Here is an 18,726-nt window from a genome sequence, read left to right on the forward strand (position 1 = left end):
GGCTTCTCCCGGGGCCGCACGGACGATTCCCGCATGGCATTCGACGCGCCTTCGCTCAAGGGCCGCGCGCTGCGCCTGCTGTCGCAACGCGAGCATTCGCGCGCGGAGCTCGAGCGCAAGCTGGCCAGATACGAGGAAGAACCCGGCACGCTGGCAGCCGCGCTCGACGCCCTGGACGCGGCCGGATTCATCAGCCAGGAGCGGGTGGTGGCCTCGGTGCTGCATCAGCGCGCCGGCCGCCACGGCACGCTGCGTGTGCGCCAGGAACTGCAGCAGAAGGGCATTGCGCCCGAGGCCATTGCCGACGCCGTGGCGCAACTGCAGGAGACTGAACTGGCCCGCGCCCGCGAGGTCTGGCGCCGCCGCTTCGGGCAGCCAGCCGCAGACGCGAACGAGCGCGCACGGCAAGGGCGATTCCTGCTGGCGCGTGGGTTTCCGGCCCCTGTCGTGAGCAAGGTGCTCAAGGGTGGGCCGGAAGACGAAGGCTTCTAGCGCCCGTTGCCGACCGCCACTGCCGCCGAGATCAGCGGCCCGGCGCCTTCCCAGAAGATCTGGATGCCCAGGCACAGCAGGATGAAGGCGGACAGCCGCAGGAAGATGATGGTGCCCGTCTCGCCGAGCGGGCGCAGCAGCTTCTCGGCGTAGCGGTAGCAAAACAGGATGACCGCGGCGACGACGCCCAGGCCGATCACCGAGCCGGTGGTGCGCGCCAGGGCCATCGTCCAGGACGGATCGGACAGGCTCACGCCCACCGTGATGGTGGCCGCCAGCGTGCCGGGGCCGCAGGTGATGGGGAACGACAGCGGGTAGAAGGCCGTGCTGCGCACCATGTCGGGCGTGTAGGCCTCGGCCAGGCGCGAGGCGCGCGGCGAGTCGCTGCGCTCGGCGCTCAGCAGGCGCCATCCGGTCTGGATGACCAGCAGTCCGCCGCCCACGCGCACGATGTCCAGCGAGATGCCGAAGAAATCGAGCACGTACGACCCGACCAGCGTGCAGCCGAGCATCAGCAGGAACACGTTGCCGGCGATGCGCCGCGCCAGCTCCCAACGGGTGGCATGGCTGGCGCCTTCGGTCAGCGACAGGAAGATGGTCGCCGTGCTGGGCGGGTTGATGATCGGCAGCAGCGTGCCGACCACGAGAAATGCGCTCTTGCCGAGCGCCACCAGGTAGGTGAGCAGTTCCGCTGTCATGCCGGGCTGACGCCGCCCGAGCTCAAAGCCCCAGCATCAACCTGAGGTTCTGCACCGCGGCACCGCTGGCGCCCTTGCCCAGGTTGTCCAGGCGGGCAATGGCCACCGCATGGCGATGGTCCTCGTTGGGAAACACGCGGATCTCGAGCACGTTGGTGTCGTTCAGGCCCAGCGGGTCGAGCTTGCCGTCCTCGGTGGGCGGCAGCACCTTGACGAACTGCTCGGGTGTATTGCTGCCTGCATAGTGCGCGGCATACACGGCCTGCAGGTCGGCGGCGCGCGGCTTGCCGGGCAGATCGTCCAGGTGCAGCGGCAGGTTGACCAGCATGCCCTGGCGGAAGTTGCCCACCGAGGGGATGAACACGGGCCGGGCGGTCAGGCCGGTGTATTTCATGATCTCGGGAATGTGCTTGTGCTTGAGGCCCAGCGCGTAGGTCTCGAAGGCGGGTGCGCTGCCTTGCTCGTAGGCCTCGATCATGGTGCGGCCGCCGCCGGAGTAGCCGCTCACCGAGGGCAGGCTGGCGGCGAAGCCGGCCGGCAGCACGCCGGCGTCGACCAGCGGGCGGACCAGGGCGATGGCGCCGGTGGCATAGCAGCCCGGGTTGGCCACGCGCGAGGCGGCCACCACCAGGCGCGCATGGCCTTCGGTCAGTTCGGGAAACCCGTACACCCAGCCGGGCGCCACGCGGTGCGCGGTAGAGGCGTCGATGATCTTGGGCTTGTTGCCCGGCAGCGCGTCGATCAGGGCCACCGACTCGCGGGCGGCGTCGTCATGCAGGCACAGCACCACCAGGTCGACGCCGGCCATCAGGTCGCGCTTGGCCTGCACGTCCTTGCGGCGCTCGGGCGCGATGCTGACGAGTTCGACCTCGGCCATCTTCTGCAGCCGCTCGCGGATTTGCAGGCCGGTGGTGCCGGCCTCGCCGTCGATGAATACCTTGACCATGTGTGTGTCCCTGCTCGAAAAACGCAACCGCCTGCCTACGTGATTGCCGCAAAACCGTGCGCCAGGTTGGTGCAGCGCAACATGATACAGTTGACCGATTGTCCTTCGACCGCGCCTTTTCTGCGCTGTGGCCGGTGGGCAACGGCAGCAATCCAGCTTCTGTTCAACCTCCGCCCGAGAGAGTTCCCTCATGAAGATTCACGAGTATCAAGGCAAGGAAGTTCTTGCCAAGTTCGGCGTGCCCGTGCCCCGTGGCATTCCCGCATTCACAGTCCAGGAGGCGGTCGAGGCCGCCCAGAAGCTCGGTGGTCCGGTCTGGGTCGTCAAGGCGCAGATCCACGCCGGCGGCCGCGGCAAGGGCGGCGGCGTCAAGGTGGCCAAGAGCATCGACCAGGTCAAGGAACTGTCCGGCCAGATCCTGGGCATGCAGCTCAAGACCCACCAGACCGGCCCCGAAGGGCAGAAGGTGCGCCGCCTCTACATCGAGGAAGGTGCGGACATCCAGAAGGAGTACTACCTCTCCGTCGTGACCGACCGCGCCACCCAGAAGGTGGCCTTCATCGCCTCGAGCGAAGGCGGCATGGACATCGAGGAAGTGGCCCACTCCACCCCCGAGAAGATCGTCACCGTGTTCGTCGACCCGCTGGCCGGCTTCACCACCGAGCTCGGCAAGGAGCTGGCCAAGGGCATCGCCCTGCCGGCCGATTCCGAGGCGCAGTTCATCGACGTGTGCGCCAAGCTGTACAAGTGCTACATGGACACCGACGCGTCGCTGGTCGAGATCAACCCGCTCAACCGCGACAGCAAGGGCAACATCGTCGCCCTGGACGCCAAGTTCAACTTCGACTCCAACGCGCTGTTCCGCCATCCCGAGATCGTCGCGCTGCGCGACCTGGATGAAGAAGACCCGGCCGAAGTCGAGGCCAGCAAGTTCGACCTGGCGTACATCTCGCTGGACGGCAACATCGGCTGCCTGGTCAACGGCGCCGGCCTGGCCATGGCCACCATGGACACCATCAAGCTGTTCGGCGGCGAGCCGGCCAACTTCCTCGACGTGGGCGGCGGCGCCACCCCCGAGAAGGTGACCGAGGCCTTCAAGATCATGCTCAAGAACAAGAACGTCGAGGGCATCCTGGTCAACATCTTCGGCGGCATCATGAAGTGCGACACCATCGCCACCGGCGTGATCGCCGCGTGCAAGGCGGTGAACCTGCAGGTGCCGCTGGTGGTGCGCATGAAGGGCACCAACGAGGAACTGGGCAAGAAGATGCTGGCCGAGTCGGGCCTTCCGATCATCAGCGCGGACACCATGGCCGAAGCGGCCCAAAAAGTGGTTGCGGCCGTCAAGTAAGGAATAGTCATGTCGATCTACATCAACAAGGACACCAAGGTCATCACGCAGGGCATCACCGGCAAGACGGGCCAGTTCCACACCGAGAAGTGCCAGGAATACGCGAACGGCAAGAACTGCTTCGTCGCGGGCGTGAACCCCAAGAAGGCCGGCGAGTCGATCTTCAACATCCCGATCTACGGCTCGGTCAAGGAAGCGGCCAAGCAGACCGGCGCCACGGTGTCGGTGATCTACGTGCCGCCTCCGGGTGCCGCCGCCGCCATCTGGGAAGCCGTCGAGGCCGACCTCGACATGGCCATCTGCATCACCGAAGGCATTCCGGTGCGCGACATGCTCGAAGTGCGCAACAAGATGAAGGCCAAGGAAGCCGCCGGCGGCAAGAAGACGCTGCTGCTGGGCCCCAACTGCCCCGGCCTGATCACGCCCGACGAGATCAAGATCGGCATCATGCCCGGCCACATCCACCGCAAGGGGCGCATCGGCGTCGTCTCGCGCTCGGGCACGCTGACGTACGAAGCCGTGGCGCAGCTGACCGAGATCGGCCTGGGCCAGTCCAGCGCCGTGGGCATCGGTGGCGACCCGATCAACGGCCTCAAGCACATCGACGTGATGAAGGCCTTCAACGACGATCCCGACACCGACGCGGTCATCATGATCGGCGAGATCGGCGGCCCGGACGAGGCGGATGCCGCCCGCTGGTGCAAGGACAACATGAAGAAGCCCGTGGTGGGCTTCATCGCCGGCGTCACGGCGCCTCCGGGCAAGCGCATGGGCCACGCGGGCGCGCTGATCTCGGGCGGTGCCGACACGGCCGACGCCAAGCTCGCCATCATGGAAGAGTGCGGCTTCACCGTCACGCGCAACTTCTCCGAGCTGGGCAAGCTGCTCAAGTCGCGCCTGTAAAGGCCTGGCGTATTGCCGCAGGCCGCGGCAAGCTCCCAAAAGCGCTCGCAACTGCAAGGTGGCGGGCGCTTCGTGCTTCAGTCACCCAACGACAGGCGCAGAGACCATGGAACTTCTGCAGAGCTCGGACTTCTGGATCGGTCTGCTCAAGATCGTCTGGATCAACATCATCCTGTCGGGTGACAACGCCGTCGTGATCGCCCTGGCGGCGCGCTCGCTGCCGCCAGCGCAGCAAAAGCGCGCGATCTTGCTGGGTTCGGGCGCCGCCGTGGTGCTTCGTATTGCGCTGACCGTGGTGGCGGCCAAGCTGCTGACGCTGCCCTTCCTGCAGGTTGCCGGTGGCCTGTTACTGCTGTGGATCGGCGTGCAGCTGCTGGGCGACGAGGAGGACGGCGAAGGCAGCGGCAAAGAGCCCGGCAGCATGGCCGCGGCCGTGCGCACCATCCTGCTGGCCGACTTGGTCATGAGCCTGGACAACGTTATCGCGGTTGCCGCCGCGGCGCGGGGCAACATGGCGCTGCTGGTGCTGGGCCTGGCGATCAGCATTCCGCTCGTCATCTTTGGCAGCCAGCTCATGATTCGCCTGATGGAGCGCTTTCCCATCATCGTCATGCTGGGCGCCGCACTCATCGGCTGGGTGGGCGGCGAGACCATCGTCAACGACGCCGCGCTAAGCGGCGTTGTCGAGGGCCGCGAGTGGCTGCACCACGCCGGCGCAGTCGCGGGGGCGGTCATAGTGCTCATGATCGGGCGCTATCTTCAAGCGCGGTCGGCCGCACGCCGCGCCGGGCGCTGAACAGGCCGGCGCGGACGCTTTGTTCTGTGGCAAGCTCGCGCGCTAGAGAACCATCCATCTACATACCGAACCTCGTGCCGTCCTGGGATTTCGTTGCGCTGACCGACCCCGGTCGGGTACGCGCCAACAATGAAGACGCAGTCGCCTTCGATGCGCCGCTGGGCCTGGCCATCCTTGCCGACGGCATGGGTGGCTACAACGGCGGCGAAGTCGCCAGCGGCATGACCATCGCGCTGCTCCAGGCCAGCCTCGGGCGCTGGCTGGCGCATGCGGGGCCGGACGCCAGCAACCGTGGCGTGCGCCGTGCGCTGCAGGCCGGCGTGGACGAGGCCAACCTTGCCGTGCTGGAGGCAAGCGTTGCAAACACGCAACTGCAAGGGATGGGCACGACGCTGGTCATGGCGGTGTTCGGGCCGCAACGCGTCGTGGTGGGGCACATTGGCGATTCGCGCTGCTACCGCCTGCGCGGCCAGAACCTCGAACAGCTGACCCGAGACCACTCGCTCCTGCAGGAACAGCTGGATGCCGGCGTGTTGACGGCCGAACAGGCCGCGAAGTCGCCCATTCGCAACTTGGTGACGCGCGCGGTGGGCATCGAGCGGCAGGTGCTGCTGGAGATGAGCGAGTTCGACGTCCAGCCGGGCGATCTGTACATGTTGTGCTCCGATGGGCTCAGCGAGATGGTTTCTCCTGAGGACCTTTTCACAATTTTGTTACAAGATATCGGTCTTTCTCAGAAAGCAACACTTTTGGTTTCACTTGCAAATGACAATGGCGGCCGAGACAACATTTCCGTCGTCCTGGCGCATGCCGTCGGTTCGGAGGACGTTGTCTCCGACAAGGGAAGCCAACTCCAGTAGGCCGCGCGGATCCAACCGAGGCAGCGAGGGGAGTTGCCTGGCAGCCTTGAGCACAAGTACAAGCAAACAAAGCAAGAGCGGACTGAGGAGCAGGCCATGCCGAAGCTGATCGTGTCGATAGATGGGGTCGTCATCAAGGAGGTGCGGCTCTCCAAGGAGCGGACCACGCTCGGTCGGCGCCCTTACAACGACGTCGTCATCGATAATCTCGCCGTCAGCGGCGAGCACGCCGTGCTGCACATGATCGGCGAAGATGTCTACATCGAAGACCTTCATAGCACCAACGGCACGTATATCAACGGAACGGCCGTCAAGAAGCAGCAGCTGGCCCACCAGGACCTGGTCGAGGTCGGCAAGTACAAGATTCGATTCCTCGCGCGCGGTACCTCGGGCGATGCCCCCGAGCCAACCGCCGGCCATGCCAGCGACGCCGTGCATGGCGTCGCCTCCGACAGCGTGCCGCTGTCCGTGGCGCCCACCGCCCAGATGCCGCTGGTGGCCAATGCCGGCGCCGCCGTGTTGCGCGTCCTGTCGGGCGCGGGCGCCGGCCGCGAAGTGTCGTTGTCCAAAGTGGTCACCACCATCGGAAAACCCGGCGTCGCCGTGGCGGCCGTCACTCGGCGGCTGCAAGGCTACGTGGTCGCGCCCATCGACGGGGGCACCCTGCTCAACGGCGAGCCGCTGGGCGCGGAGGCAGTCGCCCTTCAGGACGGCGACACCCTCGAACTCGGCGGCACTCGGATGCAGTTCGTATTTGTCTGAGCGGGCTTTTGCATGGCAGCGCGGCTGAGGCTCTGGCCGCGCATCCTGGTCACGTTGCTGCCGGTGGCGCTCATGCTGCTGCAGGCGATCTCCGGCGCGCACCGGTCCATGGTCGAGAGCCTCGACTACAGCATCTACGATTGGCGCCTGCGCGCCACGCTGGCCCAGCGGTCTGACCCGCGCATTGTCATCGTCGACGTGGACGACGCCAGCCTTCAGCGCGTCGGCCAATGGCCCTGGAGCCGCGACAAGCTCGCGCAATTGACGCATGAACTGATGGAGCGGCAACAGGCGGCGGTGCTCGGGTTCGACATGGTCTTTCCCGAGCAGGACCGCAGCTCGGGCCTGGCCAGCCTGCGCGCGCTGGCCAACGGCCCCCTGCACGACAACGCCTCCCTGCAAACCGCGGTGCAGCGCCTGGCGCTGGTGCTCGACCACGACGGCAATTTCGCGCAGGCCATGCAGGGCCACAAGGTGGTGCTGGGCTACTACCTGACGCAGGGCCCGCAACCGCTGGCCAGGGGCGTATTGCCGCCGCCGCTGCTGTCGCCCTCGGACTTTCCGGCAGGCCACCCCTACGCCACCCACTGGAACGGCTACGGCGGCAACATTGCCCCGCTGGCGCGGGCCGCGACGACGGCCGGCTTCATCAACGCCGCCATCGTCGCCCGGAGCGACGGCCTGCTGCGCTCCACGCCACTGCTGGCCTACTACGAAGGCAACGCGGGCGTGCCCGGGTACTACGAATCGCTGGGCCTGGCGGTGTACCGGCTGGCGGCCGGGGTGACAGCGGTCACGCCGGAATTCGCGGCCAACGGCGAAGGCCAGCCGCCAACGCTCAAGGCGCTGGCGCTGGCCGGTACCGCGTCGACGCTGAACCTGCCGGTCACTTCGCGCGGGCGCATGCTGATCCCCTTTCTCGGCGCGTCCGGCCCGGCCGGGGGCACCTTCACCTACATACCGGCCCACAAGCTGCTGGAGGGCGCGCTGGCGCCGGGTGCACTCAAGGGCAAGATCGTGCTCGTGGGCACCACGGCACCCGGCCTGCAAGACCTTCGGCCGACGCCGGTGAGCGCCACCTTTCCCGGGGTCGAAGTGCACGCCAGCATCGTCTCGGCCTTGCTCGACCGGCGCGTCTTCGCCGTGCCCGACTACGCGCCGGGCTACGAGGTCGCGGTGCTGGCCGTCACCGGCCTGGTGCTCGCCATCGGCCTGACGCTGCTGCCGCTGGCGCGCGCCACGCTGCTGCTGGCCGCCATGCTCGCGGCAGTGGTCGGCCTCAACACCTGGTTGTTCGTCGCGTACGGGCTGGTGCTGCCGCTGGCCTCGGCGCTGGTCATGATGGCGCTGACCTTCGCGGTCAACGTCAGCTGGGGCTACCTGGTCGAGTCGCGGGTGCGGCGCGGGCTGGCCAACCTGTTCGGCACCTACGTGCCGCCGCAACTGGTCGAAAAGATGCTCGAGCAGCCGGACCAGTACAGCATGCGCGCCGAGAGCAAGGAACTCACCGTCATGTTCTGCGACATGCGCGGCTTTACCCAACTGTCGGAACAGCTCGCGCCAGTCGTGCTGCAGGGCCTGCTGAACGACCATTTCAGTCGCCTGACGGAGATCATCAGCCGCCACGGCGGCACGGTGGACAAGTACATCGGCGACTGCGTCATGGCGTTCTGGGGCGCCCCGGTCGACAACCCCGACCATGCCGCGCTTGCCGTGCGCGCAGCCATCGAGATGACCGAGGCCGTGAAGAACTTCGGCACCGTCGGCACCAACCCGGAGGTGCGCGTGGGCATCGGCATCAACACCGGCGTGATGCGGGTCGGCGACATGGGCTCGACGGTGCGCCGCAGCTATACCGTGGTGGGCGACGCGGTCAACCTGGCGTCGCGGCTCGAAGGCCTGAGCTCGACGTACGGCGTCACGGTGGTGGCGAGCGACGCCACCATGCGCCGTGCGGGCGAGTTCGCCTGGCAGGAACTCGACCGCGTCAAGGTTCGCGGCCGCCAGCAGGCCGTCACCATCTTCACCCCGATCGCGGCGCGCGAAGCCCTCACGGTCGAGCAGCGCGACGAACTGCAGGCCTGGGACGAGGTGCTTGCCGCGTACCATGCCGGCGAAATTGGCAAGGCTCAGGCCTTACTTGTTTCATTGCTGCGCAAAGGTGAGCAAAAAGTCCTTTACCAGGTGTATGCGGAGCGCTTAGCCTCCATGGAGTTGCGCCCCTTCGACCCCGAGCGGGATCGCGCCACCCGGTTCGAATCCAAATAGAGAAACAGCAGCCTTAGAGGCGTTGCCAGATGCAGGTGCGTGTATTGGGGTGCTCTGGCGCCATTGCCAAGGATTGCCGGACAACCTCCTTCCTGATCGATCGCGACCTGCTCGTGGACGCAGGCACCGGCGTGGGCGAGCTCAACCTGTGGGAAATGATCGAGGTCGACGACGTGCTGCTGACGCACTCGCACCTCGACCACATCACTGCCCTGCCCCTGATGATCGACGCGGTGGCCAGCCGCCGCACCCGGCCGCTGCGCGTGCATGCGCTGCCGCAGACCATTTCGGCGCTGCGCACCCACGTGTTCAACAACGTCATCTGGCCGGATTTCGCCGCCATTCCGAGCCGCGATGCGCCGTTCGTCAGCTTTCACGAGATCGAGATCGGCCAGGTGCTGCAGCTCGGCAGCCAGGCCGCCAAGCAGATCGAGGTGCTGCCCGCCTTCCACACCGTGCCGGCCTGCGGCTTCGCCGTCAGCTGTGCCAAGGGCGGGCGCCAATGGGTGTTCAGCGGCGACACCGAGCGCAACCAGGACTTCTGGCAGCGCGTGAACCAGCTCGACGTGGGCGCCCTCGTCATCGAGACCGCCTTCAGCGACCGCGAACAGGCCCTGGCCCAGCGCAGCCGCCACCTGTCGCCATCCACCCTGGTCAAGGAACTGGGGTTGATCGGTGCGGACAAGCGCTACCCCATCTACATCACCCACACCAAGCCCGCCGAAACCGCCGAGATCATGACCCAGATCGGCACCGGCATCGGCCGCCACGACATCCGCTGGCTGGCCGCGGATGACGTTCTGGTCCTCTAGGCGGCAGACATTTCTTGGGAGACTGACAAAAAATGTCAGCCACCCGTGCAGCCCGACAACAGGTTTTGTCACCACGTGTAACCGATTCGTGAACAAAGTCTCGCTGATCCGGCCCGAAAAAGTCCGGAAGCGAGCTGGCACAGATGGTGCGGTTACAAGTCCGGCTCCGGGGGGTTCCCGGGCTTGATCTAAGACTTGAACCAACTGGAGTAAGTGAAATGAACCGTCGTTCGATTGCACGCAATGTGCAGAAGGGCTTCACGCTGATCGAACTGATGATCGTCGTGGCGATCATCGGTATCCTGGCTGCCGTGGCGCTGCCTGCGTACCAGGACTACACGAAGCGCGCTCGCGTTTCGGAAGGTCTGGGTCTGGCTTCGGCTGCGAAGACTGGTGTGGGCGAGTACTTTGCTTCGAAGGGTGTGTGGCCGACTACCAACGGCGCGGCTGGAATGGCAACGGACACCTCTATCACCGGCAACGCCGTGCGCAGCGTGGCGATTGGCACCAACGGTGTTATTACCGTGACCTACAACACCCTGGTTGACCCGGGCAAGAAGGTTACTCTGAGCCCGACGAGCTCCGCAGGCGGCGTCAAGTGGACCTGCGGCAAGACTGCCGACGGAACCGACATGTCGCCCAAGTTCCTGCCTTCGGAATGCCGCCAGTAACCAGGCAAACAAGCTGAAGGAAGAGGCACCCTGCGTGCCTCTTTTTGTTTTTGCGGTTGCGGGCTTTCTCCATGACTTCTATTGCCGTGAACACCAGAACCCATTCAAGCGCGCACGCGACCGCGGTTCAATGGGTGCTCTGGCTTGCACTGCTCGGAGGCGTGGCCCTGTGCTACTGGCCGGGTCTTTCCGGCACTTTCGTCTTCGACGACGACGTAAACATTCTCGAAAACACGGCACTGCGAGTTCAATCGCTGAATTGGCTGGAACTGTGGGCGGCGGCCCTGTCCGGCCATGCGGGTCCGCTAGGGCGCCCCGTCTCGCTCTTGACGTTCGCGCTCAACTACCATTTTTCAGGCTTCGACCCATTCGCCTTCAAGCTGACGAACCTGCTGATCCACCTCGGCAACACCCTGCTCGTTGGCGCTTTGGCCCAAGTCTTGTGCAACGCTTCGCGTGAAACGCGCCTGGCCTTTGCGGTAAGGCCAACCTGGGTTGACCAATCGGCTGGCTGGATGGTGGCCGCATTGTGGGCGTTGCATCCGCTCAACCTGACAGGCGTGCTGTATGTGGTGCAGCGGATGACGAGCCTGTCCGCGCTCTTTGGGCTCGCTGCCTTGCTGATCTATGTCAGCTACCGTACCCGTACTGCACACCGAAACGATATCAGGCATCCGTTCCTGGCGGGCCTTGTGGCTGCGGCGTTGGTGCTCTTCTGTCTCGCATTGTCGGCGCTGAGTAAGGAGAGTGGCTTGTTGTTCGCCCCTCTGTTGTTCTGGATCGAGATATGGTTCTTCGGATTCCGCTGGAACGGACAACCGGCACGCATCTTCGGCCTGGATGTGCGCCGGGCAACCCTGGTGCTGCTGAGCATGGCAGCGATCTATGTAGTTGCCGTCAAGCTGCCGCAGATGCTGAGCCCTGCGGCGTTTGCGAACCGAAACTTCACCCTTACAGAGCGTGGCATGACGCAGGCGCGTGTGCTCATGTTCTACCTGCGCATGCTCGTCTTGCCCAGCAATGGCGAACTCTCGCTGTATCACGACGACGTCGAGATATCGCATGGGTTGTGGCAGCCCCCATCCACGGCGTTCGCTATGGCCGCGCTTGTGGCCATCACGGCCGCGTCCTATGCGTTGCGCAAACGCTTTCCCGAGCTGATGTTCGGCTGGGGCTGGTTTCTGATCGCCCATGCGCTCGAGTCGACGGTCTTTCCGCTCGAGCTCGTGTATGAGCATCGCAACTACTTTGCCACTATCGGTCTGATGATGGTGGTGCCTTTGATGCTTCGCCGTGTGGAGCGCGAGCAAACCCAACGCGTGTTCGTTGCGATATTCGCCGGCTACCTCGGACTGCTGGGATTTGTGACTTACGTCCGGGCGCTCCAGTGGTCCAACCCGGTGGACTGGATTGCGTTGGAGGCTGCCAATCATCCCAGGTCGCCGCGAGCCAACTACGACCTGGCGCGGGTCTACATGGTTCTCATGAACCAGTCTGGTGACGACCGGTTTGGCGCGCTTGCCGATCAGGCGCTCGTAAGGACCACGCAGGCCTATCTGCCGGGCGTGCTTCCTTTCGTTGCCCGAATGCAGCTGGCGTACTTTCGCAAACTCCAGCCTGACCCGGCACTCTCGGGCCAGGTCCTGGATGCGTTGAAGCACTGGCCCTATCAGAACTCCACAACCCCGACGCTGAACTCGGTTGTGCTCTGCCAGATCCAGCGGACGTGTCACATGTCCGACGAACTGGTGCTCCAGATGCTCGCGGCGCCGCTGGAGAATCCGACATTGCGTCTCAACGATCGAGCGGAATTGTTGAAGCTGCAGGCGCAGTACCGCATCAACCAGGAAAAAGACATGGCTGCGGGAGAGGCGTTGATTCTCGAATCCATCCGGGTGAAGGACGATCCTTCTACCCGAATCATGTATGCGCAAAGCCTTGGCCTTCAGGAAAAATACAATGAAGGCTTGGCTCAACTGGACAAAGCGCAATCGATGGACCGTCTAGGCGCGTATCGTCGGCAGATTGACCTTGAACGTGAAGCCATGCGGCGTGCTCAATCCGAATAGCGAGGACGAAGTGTTGGGTGTACTTGAAAAATCCCCATTCAACGCCGTCAGCGTGGATGACGACCAAGCGCGTGTCGCGCCGCAAGAACAGCGCTTCGCAAATCTGAGCGTCGTGATTCCGGTGCGCAATGAGGCCCAGGGCTTGGCCTCGCTTCTGCCGGAACTGCTTGCTGCCCTGCCTGGCGCCGAAATTATCCTGTCCGACGACGGGTCGACTGACGGCTCGTGCGAACTGGCGGCTTCGCTGGGCGTGCAAGTCGCGCGCCGGCCCTACGGTGCGGGCAACGGCGCCGCAATCAAGGCGGGTGCGCGCGCGGCGAACCGGGAGTGGGTCGTCTTCATGGACGGCGACGGCCAGCATCGCGCTCAGGATGTCGAGCGCCTCTTGGCCCGTTTGGACGAGGGCTATGACATGGTCGTGGGCGCGCGCAGCGCGGGTGGGCAGGCCAGCAGGCATCGCGGATTGGCCAACGCCTTTTACAACCGACTGGCTTCATGGATGGTGGGCCATCCGGTAAAGGATCTGACGTCGGGTTTTCGAGTCGTCAGACGCAAGCGGTTCAGGGAGTTCCTGCATCTGCTGCCCAACGGGTTTTCTTACCCAACGACCTGCACGATGGCCTTCTTTCGCGCGGGATACTCGGTCGCGTACGAGCCGATCGACGTGCAGCAGCGCATCAAGGGAACCAATAGCCATGTGCGAATTCTGCGGGATGGCGCACGGTTCCTGTTGATCATCTTCAAGATTGGCACGCTCTACTCCCCGGTCAAACTGTTCGCGCCAGTCAGCCTTGCCTTCTTCGCAGCCGGCTTGGCCAACTACGCCTACACCTACTTTGCGCACGGGCGCTTCACAAATATGAGCGCCCTGATGTTCAGCGCATCGGTGATCGTTTTTCTTATCGGACTGATCTCCGAGCAGATCACGGCGCTCATGTACAAAGATGCGGATGCCGGCGGCTCACAGCGCTGAACAGGCCCGCGCCATCGACGTGACCAAGCCCGCGCTGCTGGTCCTGGCCTCCACCTACCCGCGGTGGGCCAACGACACGGAGCCGGGCTTCGTTCATGAGCTGAGTCGACGGCTTACCGATCGCTTCCGGGTCACTGTACTTTGTCCGCACGCCAACGGCGCGAGGACGACTGAATGGCTCGATGGCGTCGAGGTGATCCGCTATCGCTACGCGCCAGAGCGCTGGGAACGCCTGGTCAATGGAGGCGGCATCGTGACAAACCTGCGGCGACATCGATGGATGACGCTGCTCGTGCCCGGCTTCGTCGGATTTCAGGCCTGGGCGGCATGGCGTCTATTGCGCGCGCGTCAATTCCATGTCGTGCATGCTCATTGGCTGATTCCGCAAGGCCTGGTGGCCCGGCTACTCGGGCGCACGTTGGCGCGGCCGGTGCCCTTTCTCGTCACTTCCCACGGTGCGGACCTTTATTCCCTGCGTGGCCGAGTGCTCAACGCAATCAAGACCAAGGTCGCGATTGAAGCTGGAGCCGTGAGCGTGGTCAGCACAGCGATGCGAGGTGCGGTACTGCAGATGGGCGTTCACTCGCGTCAGGTGCATGTGCTGCCGATGGGAGTGGATCTGACCCACAGATTCGTTCCCGGCGACGAAACCCAACGCAGCGGTCATGAACTCCTGTTCGTCGGACGGTTAGTCGAAAAAAAGGGCCTGCGATATCTGCTGCATGCCCTGCCGCAGGTGCTTCAGCGTTTCCCGCAGGCAAGACTCACCATAGCCGGATTCGGCCCTGATGCTCAGGTCCTCGCTAAGCTCGCCGATGAGGTGGGAATCTCAGATGCGATCAGCTTTCTGGGCGCAGTCCCTCAGCCGGAACTGCCTGCGCTTTACCGCAAGGCGGCTGCATTCGTAGCGCCGTTCGTCAAGGCTGCGTCCGGTGATCAGGAAGGGCTGCCGGTAGCGCTGATGGAGGCGATCGGATGTGGCTGCCCGATTGTTGCCGGGTATGTGGCGGGGCTGGAGGACATTCTCGGGCCCGATACCGCTGCGGTCACGGTGGACCCAACCCACACCGAAGCGCTTGCGCAGCGCATCGTTCGCGTGCTCGAAGCGCCCCGCGAAGAGCGCGCCCGCGCCGTACAACTGCGAGGCAGGCTGCGGGAAGAGCTTGACTGGGGATCGATCGCTGAACGCTATGGAAATCTGCTCGAGACAGTGGCCGAAACGGCCTCAGAATCGCCTCGCGCACCTTCTGAATGCAATCCATGACAGAGCTGTCCAAACTTGATCTGCTGGCATCCAAAATCGGCAGCCGGCACGTCGTCGTTGCCATCTACGGTCTTGGGTATGTGGGTCTGCCCCTGGCCCTGCGCTTTGCCGAGGTGGGCCTCAAGGTCATTGGCTTCGATATTGACGCAGACAAGGTTCGCAAGCTCAATTCCAACGAGAGCTATATCGAGCGAATCACCCCGGAAAAGTTGTTGGCGGCGCGCACCGCAGGGTTTGAGGCGACCAGTGATTTCTCTCGTACCGCTGAAGCGGACGCGCTGATTGTCTGTGTTCCGACGCCTCTCGACGCTCACCGGGCGCCGGACCTCAGCTTTGTCACGAATACCGTCGACTCTCTCATGCCGTACTTCCGGTCGGGGCAGTTGCTGAGCCTCGAAAGTACGACCTGGCCAGGCACCACCGATGAAATACTGGCCCCGCGCCTGCGCGCGCAAGGCTTTACGCCAGGTGCCGATTGCGCCCTCGTGTTTTCGCCCGAGCGAGAAGATCCCGGCAATCCGGACTACGGAACCAAGGACATTCCGAAAGTCATTGGAGGCGCAACTCCCCGTTGCCTCGAACTGGGTACGGCGCTCTATCAACTTGCTATCCGCACCATGGTCCCCGTCAGCTCGACACGTGCAGCGGAAATGACAAAGCTTCTGGAGAACATTCATCGCGCCGTGAACATCGGATTAGTCAACGAGATGAAGATCGTGGCCGACCGCATGGGCATCGACATCCATGAGGTGATTCGCGCCGCAGCCACCAAGCCGTTCGGGTTCGTCCCCTACACCCCTGGGCCTGGGCTGGGAGGCCACTGCATTCCGATCGATCCGTTCTACCTCACCTGGAAGGCGAAGGAGTACGCAATCAATACGCGCTTCATCGAGCTGGCTGGCGAGATCAATCACTACATGCCGCATTGGGTCGTCGGAAAGATCGCAGATTCCTTGAACGAACAGGGCAGGTCCGTGAAGGGAAGCCGGATCCTCGTACTCGGCGTCTCCTACAAAAGGAACATCGACGATTGTCGTGAATCGCCAGCGCTGGAAATCATGGATCTGCTGCGTGGTAAGGGTGCGCAGGTGGCCTACTCCGATCCCCATGTCCCTCGCCTGCCCAAGCTGCGTGAGTATGAGTTTGACCTCGAGTCGGTCAACCTAGATTCAGAAAGTCTGCGGACGTTCGATTGTGTGGTCCTCACCACCGATCACGACGGTTTCGACTATGACCTGCTGGCAAAGGAAAGCATGCTTCTCGTGGACACGCGCGGGAGATTCACAACCGCAGGGAACATCGTCAGCGCGTAGTCTGCATGCGCATTCCCGTCCGATGAAATGATCACGACACTCAAGAAGGTCTGGGGGATCTTCTCTCCCGCAGAGCAACGTAAGGCGCTGGTTGTGCTGGTGCTAGTCATCCTGATGGCGTTGCTCGAAACGGCTGGCGTTGTATCGATCATTCCGTTTCTCACAGTCATGACGCGCCCCCAAGTCATCGAGGAAAACGCGTGGCTGCATTCCGTGTATGCGCAGTTTGGTTTTTCCAGCCACAGAGCATTCGTGGTTGCCTTGGGTGTCTTTTCGGTGGCCACCGTAGTGCTTGCGGCTAGCTTCAAGACAACGACGTATCACATCATCAACAGGCTAATCCAACTCCAGCGTCATTCCCTTAGTCATCGATTGCTGTCGCGCTATCTGGGCCAACCGTACGAATTCTTCTTGAAGCGCAACTCCGCTGAACTCAAGAAGAACGTCTTGTCGGAAGTTGACCATCTTGTCTTCACGTTGCTGCAACCCGTCGCCCAGATGGTCGCACAGGGCGCAGTTGTACTGGCGATGACCAGTTTGATTGTCATCTATGACCCATGGATCGCGGCAGGGGCCCTTTGCGTCGTAGGTGCTCTGTACGCGTTGATCTATGGATTGGTTAGGAATCGACTCGCATACTCAGGCGGCGAGATCCTGCAAGCCAACAAGGACCGGTTTGATACTTGCCAAGAGGCACTGGGCGGCATCAGGGAAATCAAGACGACTCACGTCGCAAACGTCTACCTAGAACGCTTCTCTATGGCGGCAAGAAGTCATGCGCGACATGTGGCGACAACTGAGACCCTGAGCCAGACGCCCCTCTACCTGGTCGAGGCAGTTGGGTATTCGGGGCTCATTCTGATAGCCCTGTATCTGTTGGCGGGCAGCGATGATCCGGCCAAAGTTTTGCCTGCACTGGGCATGTACGGCTTTGCCGCCTACAGAATGCTCCCGGCGATCCAGATCATCTATCGGGGCGTCGCGCGGTTGCGAATCTCGCAAGCCATGCTCGACGCAATCCACCAAGACTTGCACCTTGCAGACGCGCATGAAGAGCTGGCAGCTCCGATCGCTCCAATGGTGCCGCGCCACGCTATCCGATTGCACGAGATTTCCTACGCCTACCCCGCATCGCCCCATGTCAGGATCTTTGATCGATTGAGTCTGGACATTCCAGCCAACAGGGTTGTCGCCATTGTCGGTAAGAGTGGTGCCGGTAAGAGCACCCTGATGGACCTATTGCTCGGGTTACAGCGCCCTCTACATGGCACGATGTCTGTGGACGGGGTCGTGATTGATGACAGCAACCTCACGGCATGGCAGCGGTCCATTGGCTACGTGCCGCAGCAGATATATCTGGCTGACGCAAGCGTTGCACAGAACATCGCATTCGGCGTGCCAGGCGACGAGATCGACATGGCGGCGGTTGAGCGAGCTTCATCTGTCGCGCAAGTTCACGATTTTGTGCGCGAGTTTCCGGAGGGCTACGCCACGATGCTCGGCGAGCGAGGCGCACGCCTGTCAGGCGGCCAAAGACAACGGATCGGGATCGCCCGGGCGCTCTATAGAGCGCCGGCCGTGCTCTTCATGGACGAACCGACGAGCGGCTTGGACCGGAGAACCGAGGGGGCACTGATCGATTCGCTTGACGCCCTGTCAAAGGACCAGACCATCATTCTCATTTCGCACAATCCCCGCGCACTTAGCTTTTGTTCGGTCGTCATCGATCTCGATCAGGTTGGCTTGGGGCGTCAGAGCAAATCAACTTAATGTCTTCCCCTACTTCAAGCAGCCGCGAGCTGGGTATCCCAAGGCGTCTGGCCCACATCTGGATCGGGGATAAGAGCCCCCCCAAAGAATGGATGGCATCGTGGTCGGCGCATCATCCGGAATGGAGCTACACGCTTTATGACAACGATTTTCTTCGTTCGTACAAATTTCGAACGGAAAGGCAGATCAAGGAATACCTAAAGCGAGGCCAGCATGCCGGTGCGGCGGACCTGATGCGGCTGGAAATCCTCTATGAGGTGGGCGGATTCATGCCAGGGGCCGATTCCATCTGCTTGAAAAATATGGATGAACTATTCGGTGAAGCTCGGCTTTATACGATCTTCGAAAACGAACTGGTTCGCGGCAAGTTGGTCTCGCCCATACAAGCGTCTCCTCCCGGGCATCCGTTTCTGCGCTCGATGATCGATGTGCTGTCTGACACCGACCCGGCGGATCTCGACGAGCCTTGGATCACGACCGGCAACCTATTTACCGCACAGATGATCGAGCGCATGCAACCGGAAATTACTATCTTTCCCTCGCACTTCATGATCCCAGTTCACTTTACTGGCGTTGCGTACAGCGGATCCGGCCCTGTCTACGCGATGCAATTGTTCGGCACCACCAGACGCATTTATGGTGACCGTAGTCTGCTCGGTCGAGGGGTTGACTACATCAAGTCGATCCGTACCAGGGGCTATCGGGTCATGCGCCTCGCGGAAGTGAACAGGCGCAAGGCAGAACTCTTCAAGCGCGCTTACTAGTCAGCTGCCTTGAG

Annotated in this window: 17 protein-coding genes; 15 read left to right on the plus strand and 2 right to left on the minus strand. The window is 63.1% G+C overall.

The window, feature by feature from the left end:
- Nucleotides 1-33: 33 nt before the first annotated feature.
- Nucleotides 34-492, plus strand: coding sequence for a recombination regulator RecX (recX, locus tag VES41_RS05885; RefSeq protein WP_324814183.1), 459 nt, complete (start codon nucleotides 34-36; stop codon nucleotides 490-492).
- Here recX and VES41_RS05890 read toward each other — a convergent pair.
- Both VES41_RS05890 and argC read right to left on the minus strand, forming a co-directional pair.
- Nucleotides 489-1,190: a MarC family protein gene (locus VES41_RS05890; RefSeq protein WP_324814186.1), complete on the minus strand. Its 702-nt coding sequence runs from the start codon at nucleotides 1,188-1,190 to the stop codon at nucleotides 489-491. The two genes, recX and VES41_RS05890, sit on opposite strands and share 4 nt — an antisense overlap.
- A gap of 22 nt (nucleotides 1,191-1,212) precedes the next feature.
- Nucleotides 1,213-2,136: an N-acetyl-gamma-glutamyl-phosphate reductase gene (gene argC, locus VES41_RS05895; protein ID WP_324814190.1), complete on the minus strand. Its 924-nt coding sequence runs from the start codon at nucleotides 2,134-2,136 to the stop codon at nucleotides 1,213-1,215.
- 190 nt (nucleotides 2,137-2,326) lie between these two features.
- Here argC and sucC point away from each other — a divergent pair, with 190 nt between their 5' ends.
- The 14 genes from sucC to VES41_RS05965 all read left to right on the plus strand — a co-directional run bounded on the left by sucC (nucleotide 2,327) and on the right by VES41_RS05965 (nucleotide 18,712).
- Nucleotides 2,327-3,487: an ADP-forming succinate--CoA ligase subunit beta gene (gene sucC, locus VES41_RS05900; protein ID WP_324814192.1), complete on the plus strand. Its 1,161-nt coding sequence runs from the start codon at nucleotides 2,327-2,329 to the stop codon at nucleotides 3,485-3,487.
- A gap of 9 nt (nucleotides 3,488-3,496) precedes the next feature.
- Entirely contained in the window at nucleotides 3,497-4,390 is an 894-nt protein-coding gene (gene sucD / locus VES41_RS05905; protein ID WP_324814194.1) for a succinate--CoA ligase subunit alpha, read from the plus strand.
- Nucleotides 4,391-4,496: 106 nt separating this feature from the next.
- Nucleotides 4,497-5,186, plus strand: a complete 690-nt coding sequence (locus tag VES41_RS05910; RefSeq protein WP_324814198.1) for a TerC family protein — start codon at nucleotides 4,497-4,499, stop codon at nucleotides 5,184-5,186.
- A gap of 74 nt (nucleotides 5,187-5,260) precedes the next feature.
- Nucleotides 5,261-6,046 (plus strand): Stp1/IreP family PP2C-type Ser/Thr phosphatase, encoded by a 786-nt coding sequence (locus VES41_RS05915; protein ID WP_324814200.1) that lies wholly within the window; start codon nucleotides 5,261-5,263, stop codon nucleotides 6,044-6,046.
- Nucleotides 6,047-6,142: 96 nt separating this feature from the next.
- Entirely contained in the window at nucleotides 6,143-6,808 is a 666-nt protein-coding gene (locus tag VES41_RS05920; protein WP_324814202.1) for an FHA domain-containing protein, read from the plus strand.
- A gap of 12 nt (nucleotides 6,809-6,820) precedes the next feature.
- Nucleotides 6,821-9,076 carry an adenylate/guanylate cyclase domain-containing protein gene (locus VES41_RS05925; RefSeq protein ID WP_324814205.1) on the plus strand — a complete coding sequence of 752 codons (2,256 nt, stop codon included), beginning with the start codon at nucleotides 6,821-6,823 and terminating at the stop codon, nucleotides 9,074-9,076.
- Between the two features lie 29 nt (nucleotides 9,077-9,105).
- Entirely contained in the window at nucleotides 9,106-9,888 is a 783-nt protein-coding gene (locus tag VES41_RS05930) for a 3',5'-cyclic-nucleotide phosphodiesterase (RefSeq protein WP_324814207.1), read from the plus strand.
- Between the two features lie 218 nt (nucleotides 9,889-10,106).
- Nucleotides 10,107-10,559, plus strand: a complete 453-nt coding sequence (locus VES41_RS05935) for a pilin (RefSeq protein WP_324814209.1) — start codon at nucleotides 10,107-10,109, stop codon at nucleotides 10,557-10,559.
- An 86-nt stretch (nucleotides 10,560-10,645) separates the two neighbouring features.
- Nucleotides 10,646-12,628, plus strand: a complete 1,983-nt coding sequence (locus VES41_RS05940) for a hypothetical protein (RefSeq protein ID WP_324814212.1) — start codon at nucleotides 10,646-10,648, stop codon at nucleotides 12,626-12,628.
- The gene (locus tag VES41_RS05945) at nucleotides 12,597-13,601 is read left to right on the plus strand and encodes a glycosyltransferase family 2 protein (RefSeq protein WP_324814999.1); all 1,005 of its coding nucleotides are present in this window, start codon (nucleotides 12,597-12,599) and stop codon (nucleotides 13,599-13,601) included. Before VES41_RS05940 ends, VES41_RS05945 begins: the two co-directional genes overlap by 32 nt.
- Nucleotides 13,579-14,865, plus strand: coding sequence for a glycosyltransferase (locus VES41_RS05950; RefSeq protein ID WP_324814215.1), 1,287 nt, complete (start codon nucleotides 13,579-13,581; stop codon nucleotides 14,863-14,865). Before VES41_RS05945 ends, VES41_RS05950 begins: the two co-directional genes overlap by 23 nt.
- On the plus strand, nucleotides 14,862-16,178 hold the full coding sequence (locus VES41_RS05955; RefSeq protein WP_324814218.1) for a nucleotide sugar dehydrogenase: 1,317 nt from the start codon (nucleotides 14,862-14,864) through the stop codon (nucleotides 16,176-16,178). Before VES41_RS05950 ends, VES41_RS05955 begins: the two co-directional genes overlap by 4 nt.
- A gap of 27 nt (nucleotides 16,179-16,205) precedes the next feature.
- Nucleotides 16,206-17,948: an ABC transporter ATP-binding protein gene (locus VES41_RS05960; RefSeq protein WP_324814221.1), complete on the plus strand. Its 1,743-nt coding sequence runs from the start codon at nucleotides 16,206-16,208 to the stop codon at nucleotides 17,946-17,948.
- Nucleotides 17,948-18,712 carry a glycosyltransferase family 32 protein gene (locus tag VES41_RS05965; RefSeq protein ID WP_324814224.1) on the plus strand — a complete coding sequence of 255 codons (765 nt, stop codon included), beginning with the start codon at nucleotides 17,948-17,950 and terminating at the stop codon, nucleotides 18,710-18,712. The genes VES41_RS05960 and VES41_RS05965 overlap by 1 nt, the downstream gene beginning before the upstream one ends.
- Nucleotides 18,713-18,726: the final 14 nt, after the last annotated feature.

Origin of the sequence: Variovorax sp. (assembly GCF_035634955.1) — a bacterium.
Lineage (GTDB): Bacteria > Pseudomonadota > Gammaproteobacteria > Burkholderiales > Burkholderiaceae_C > Variovorax.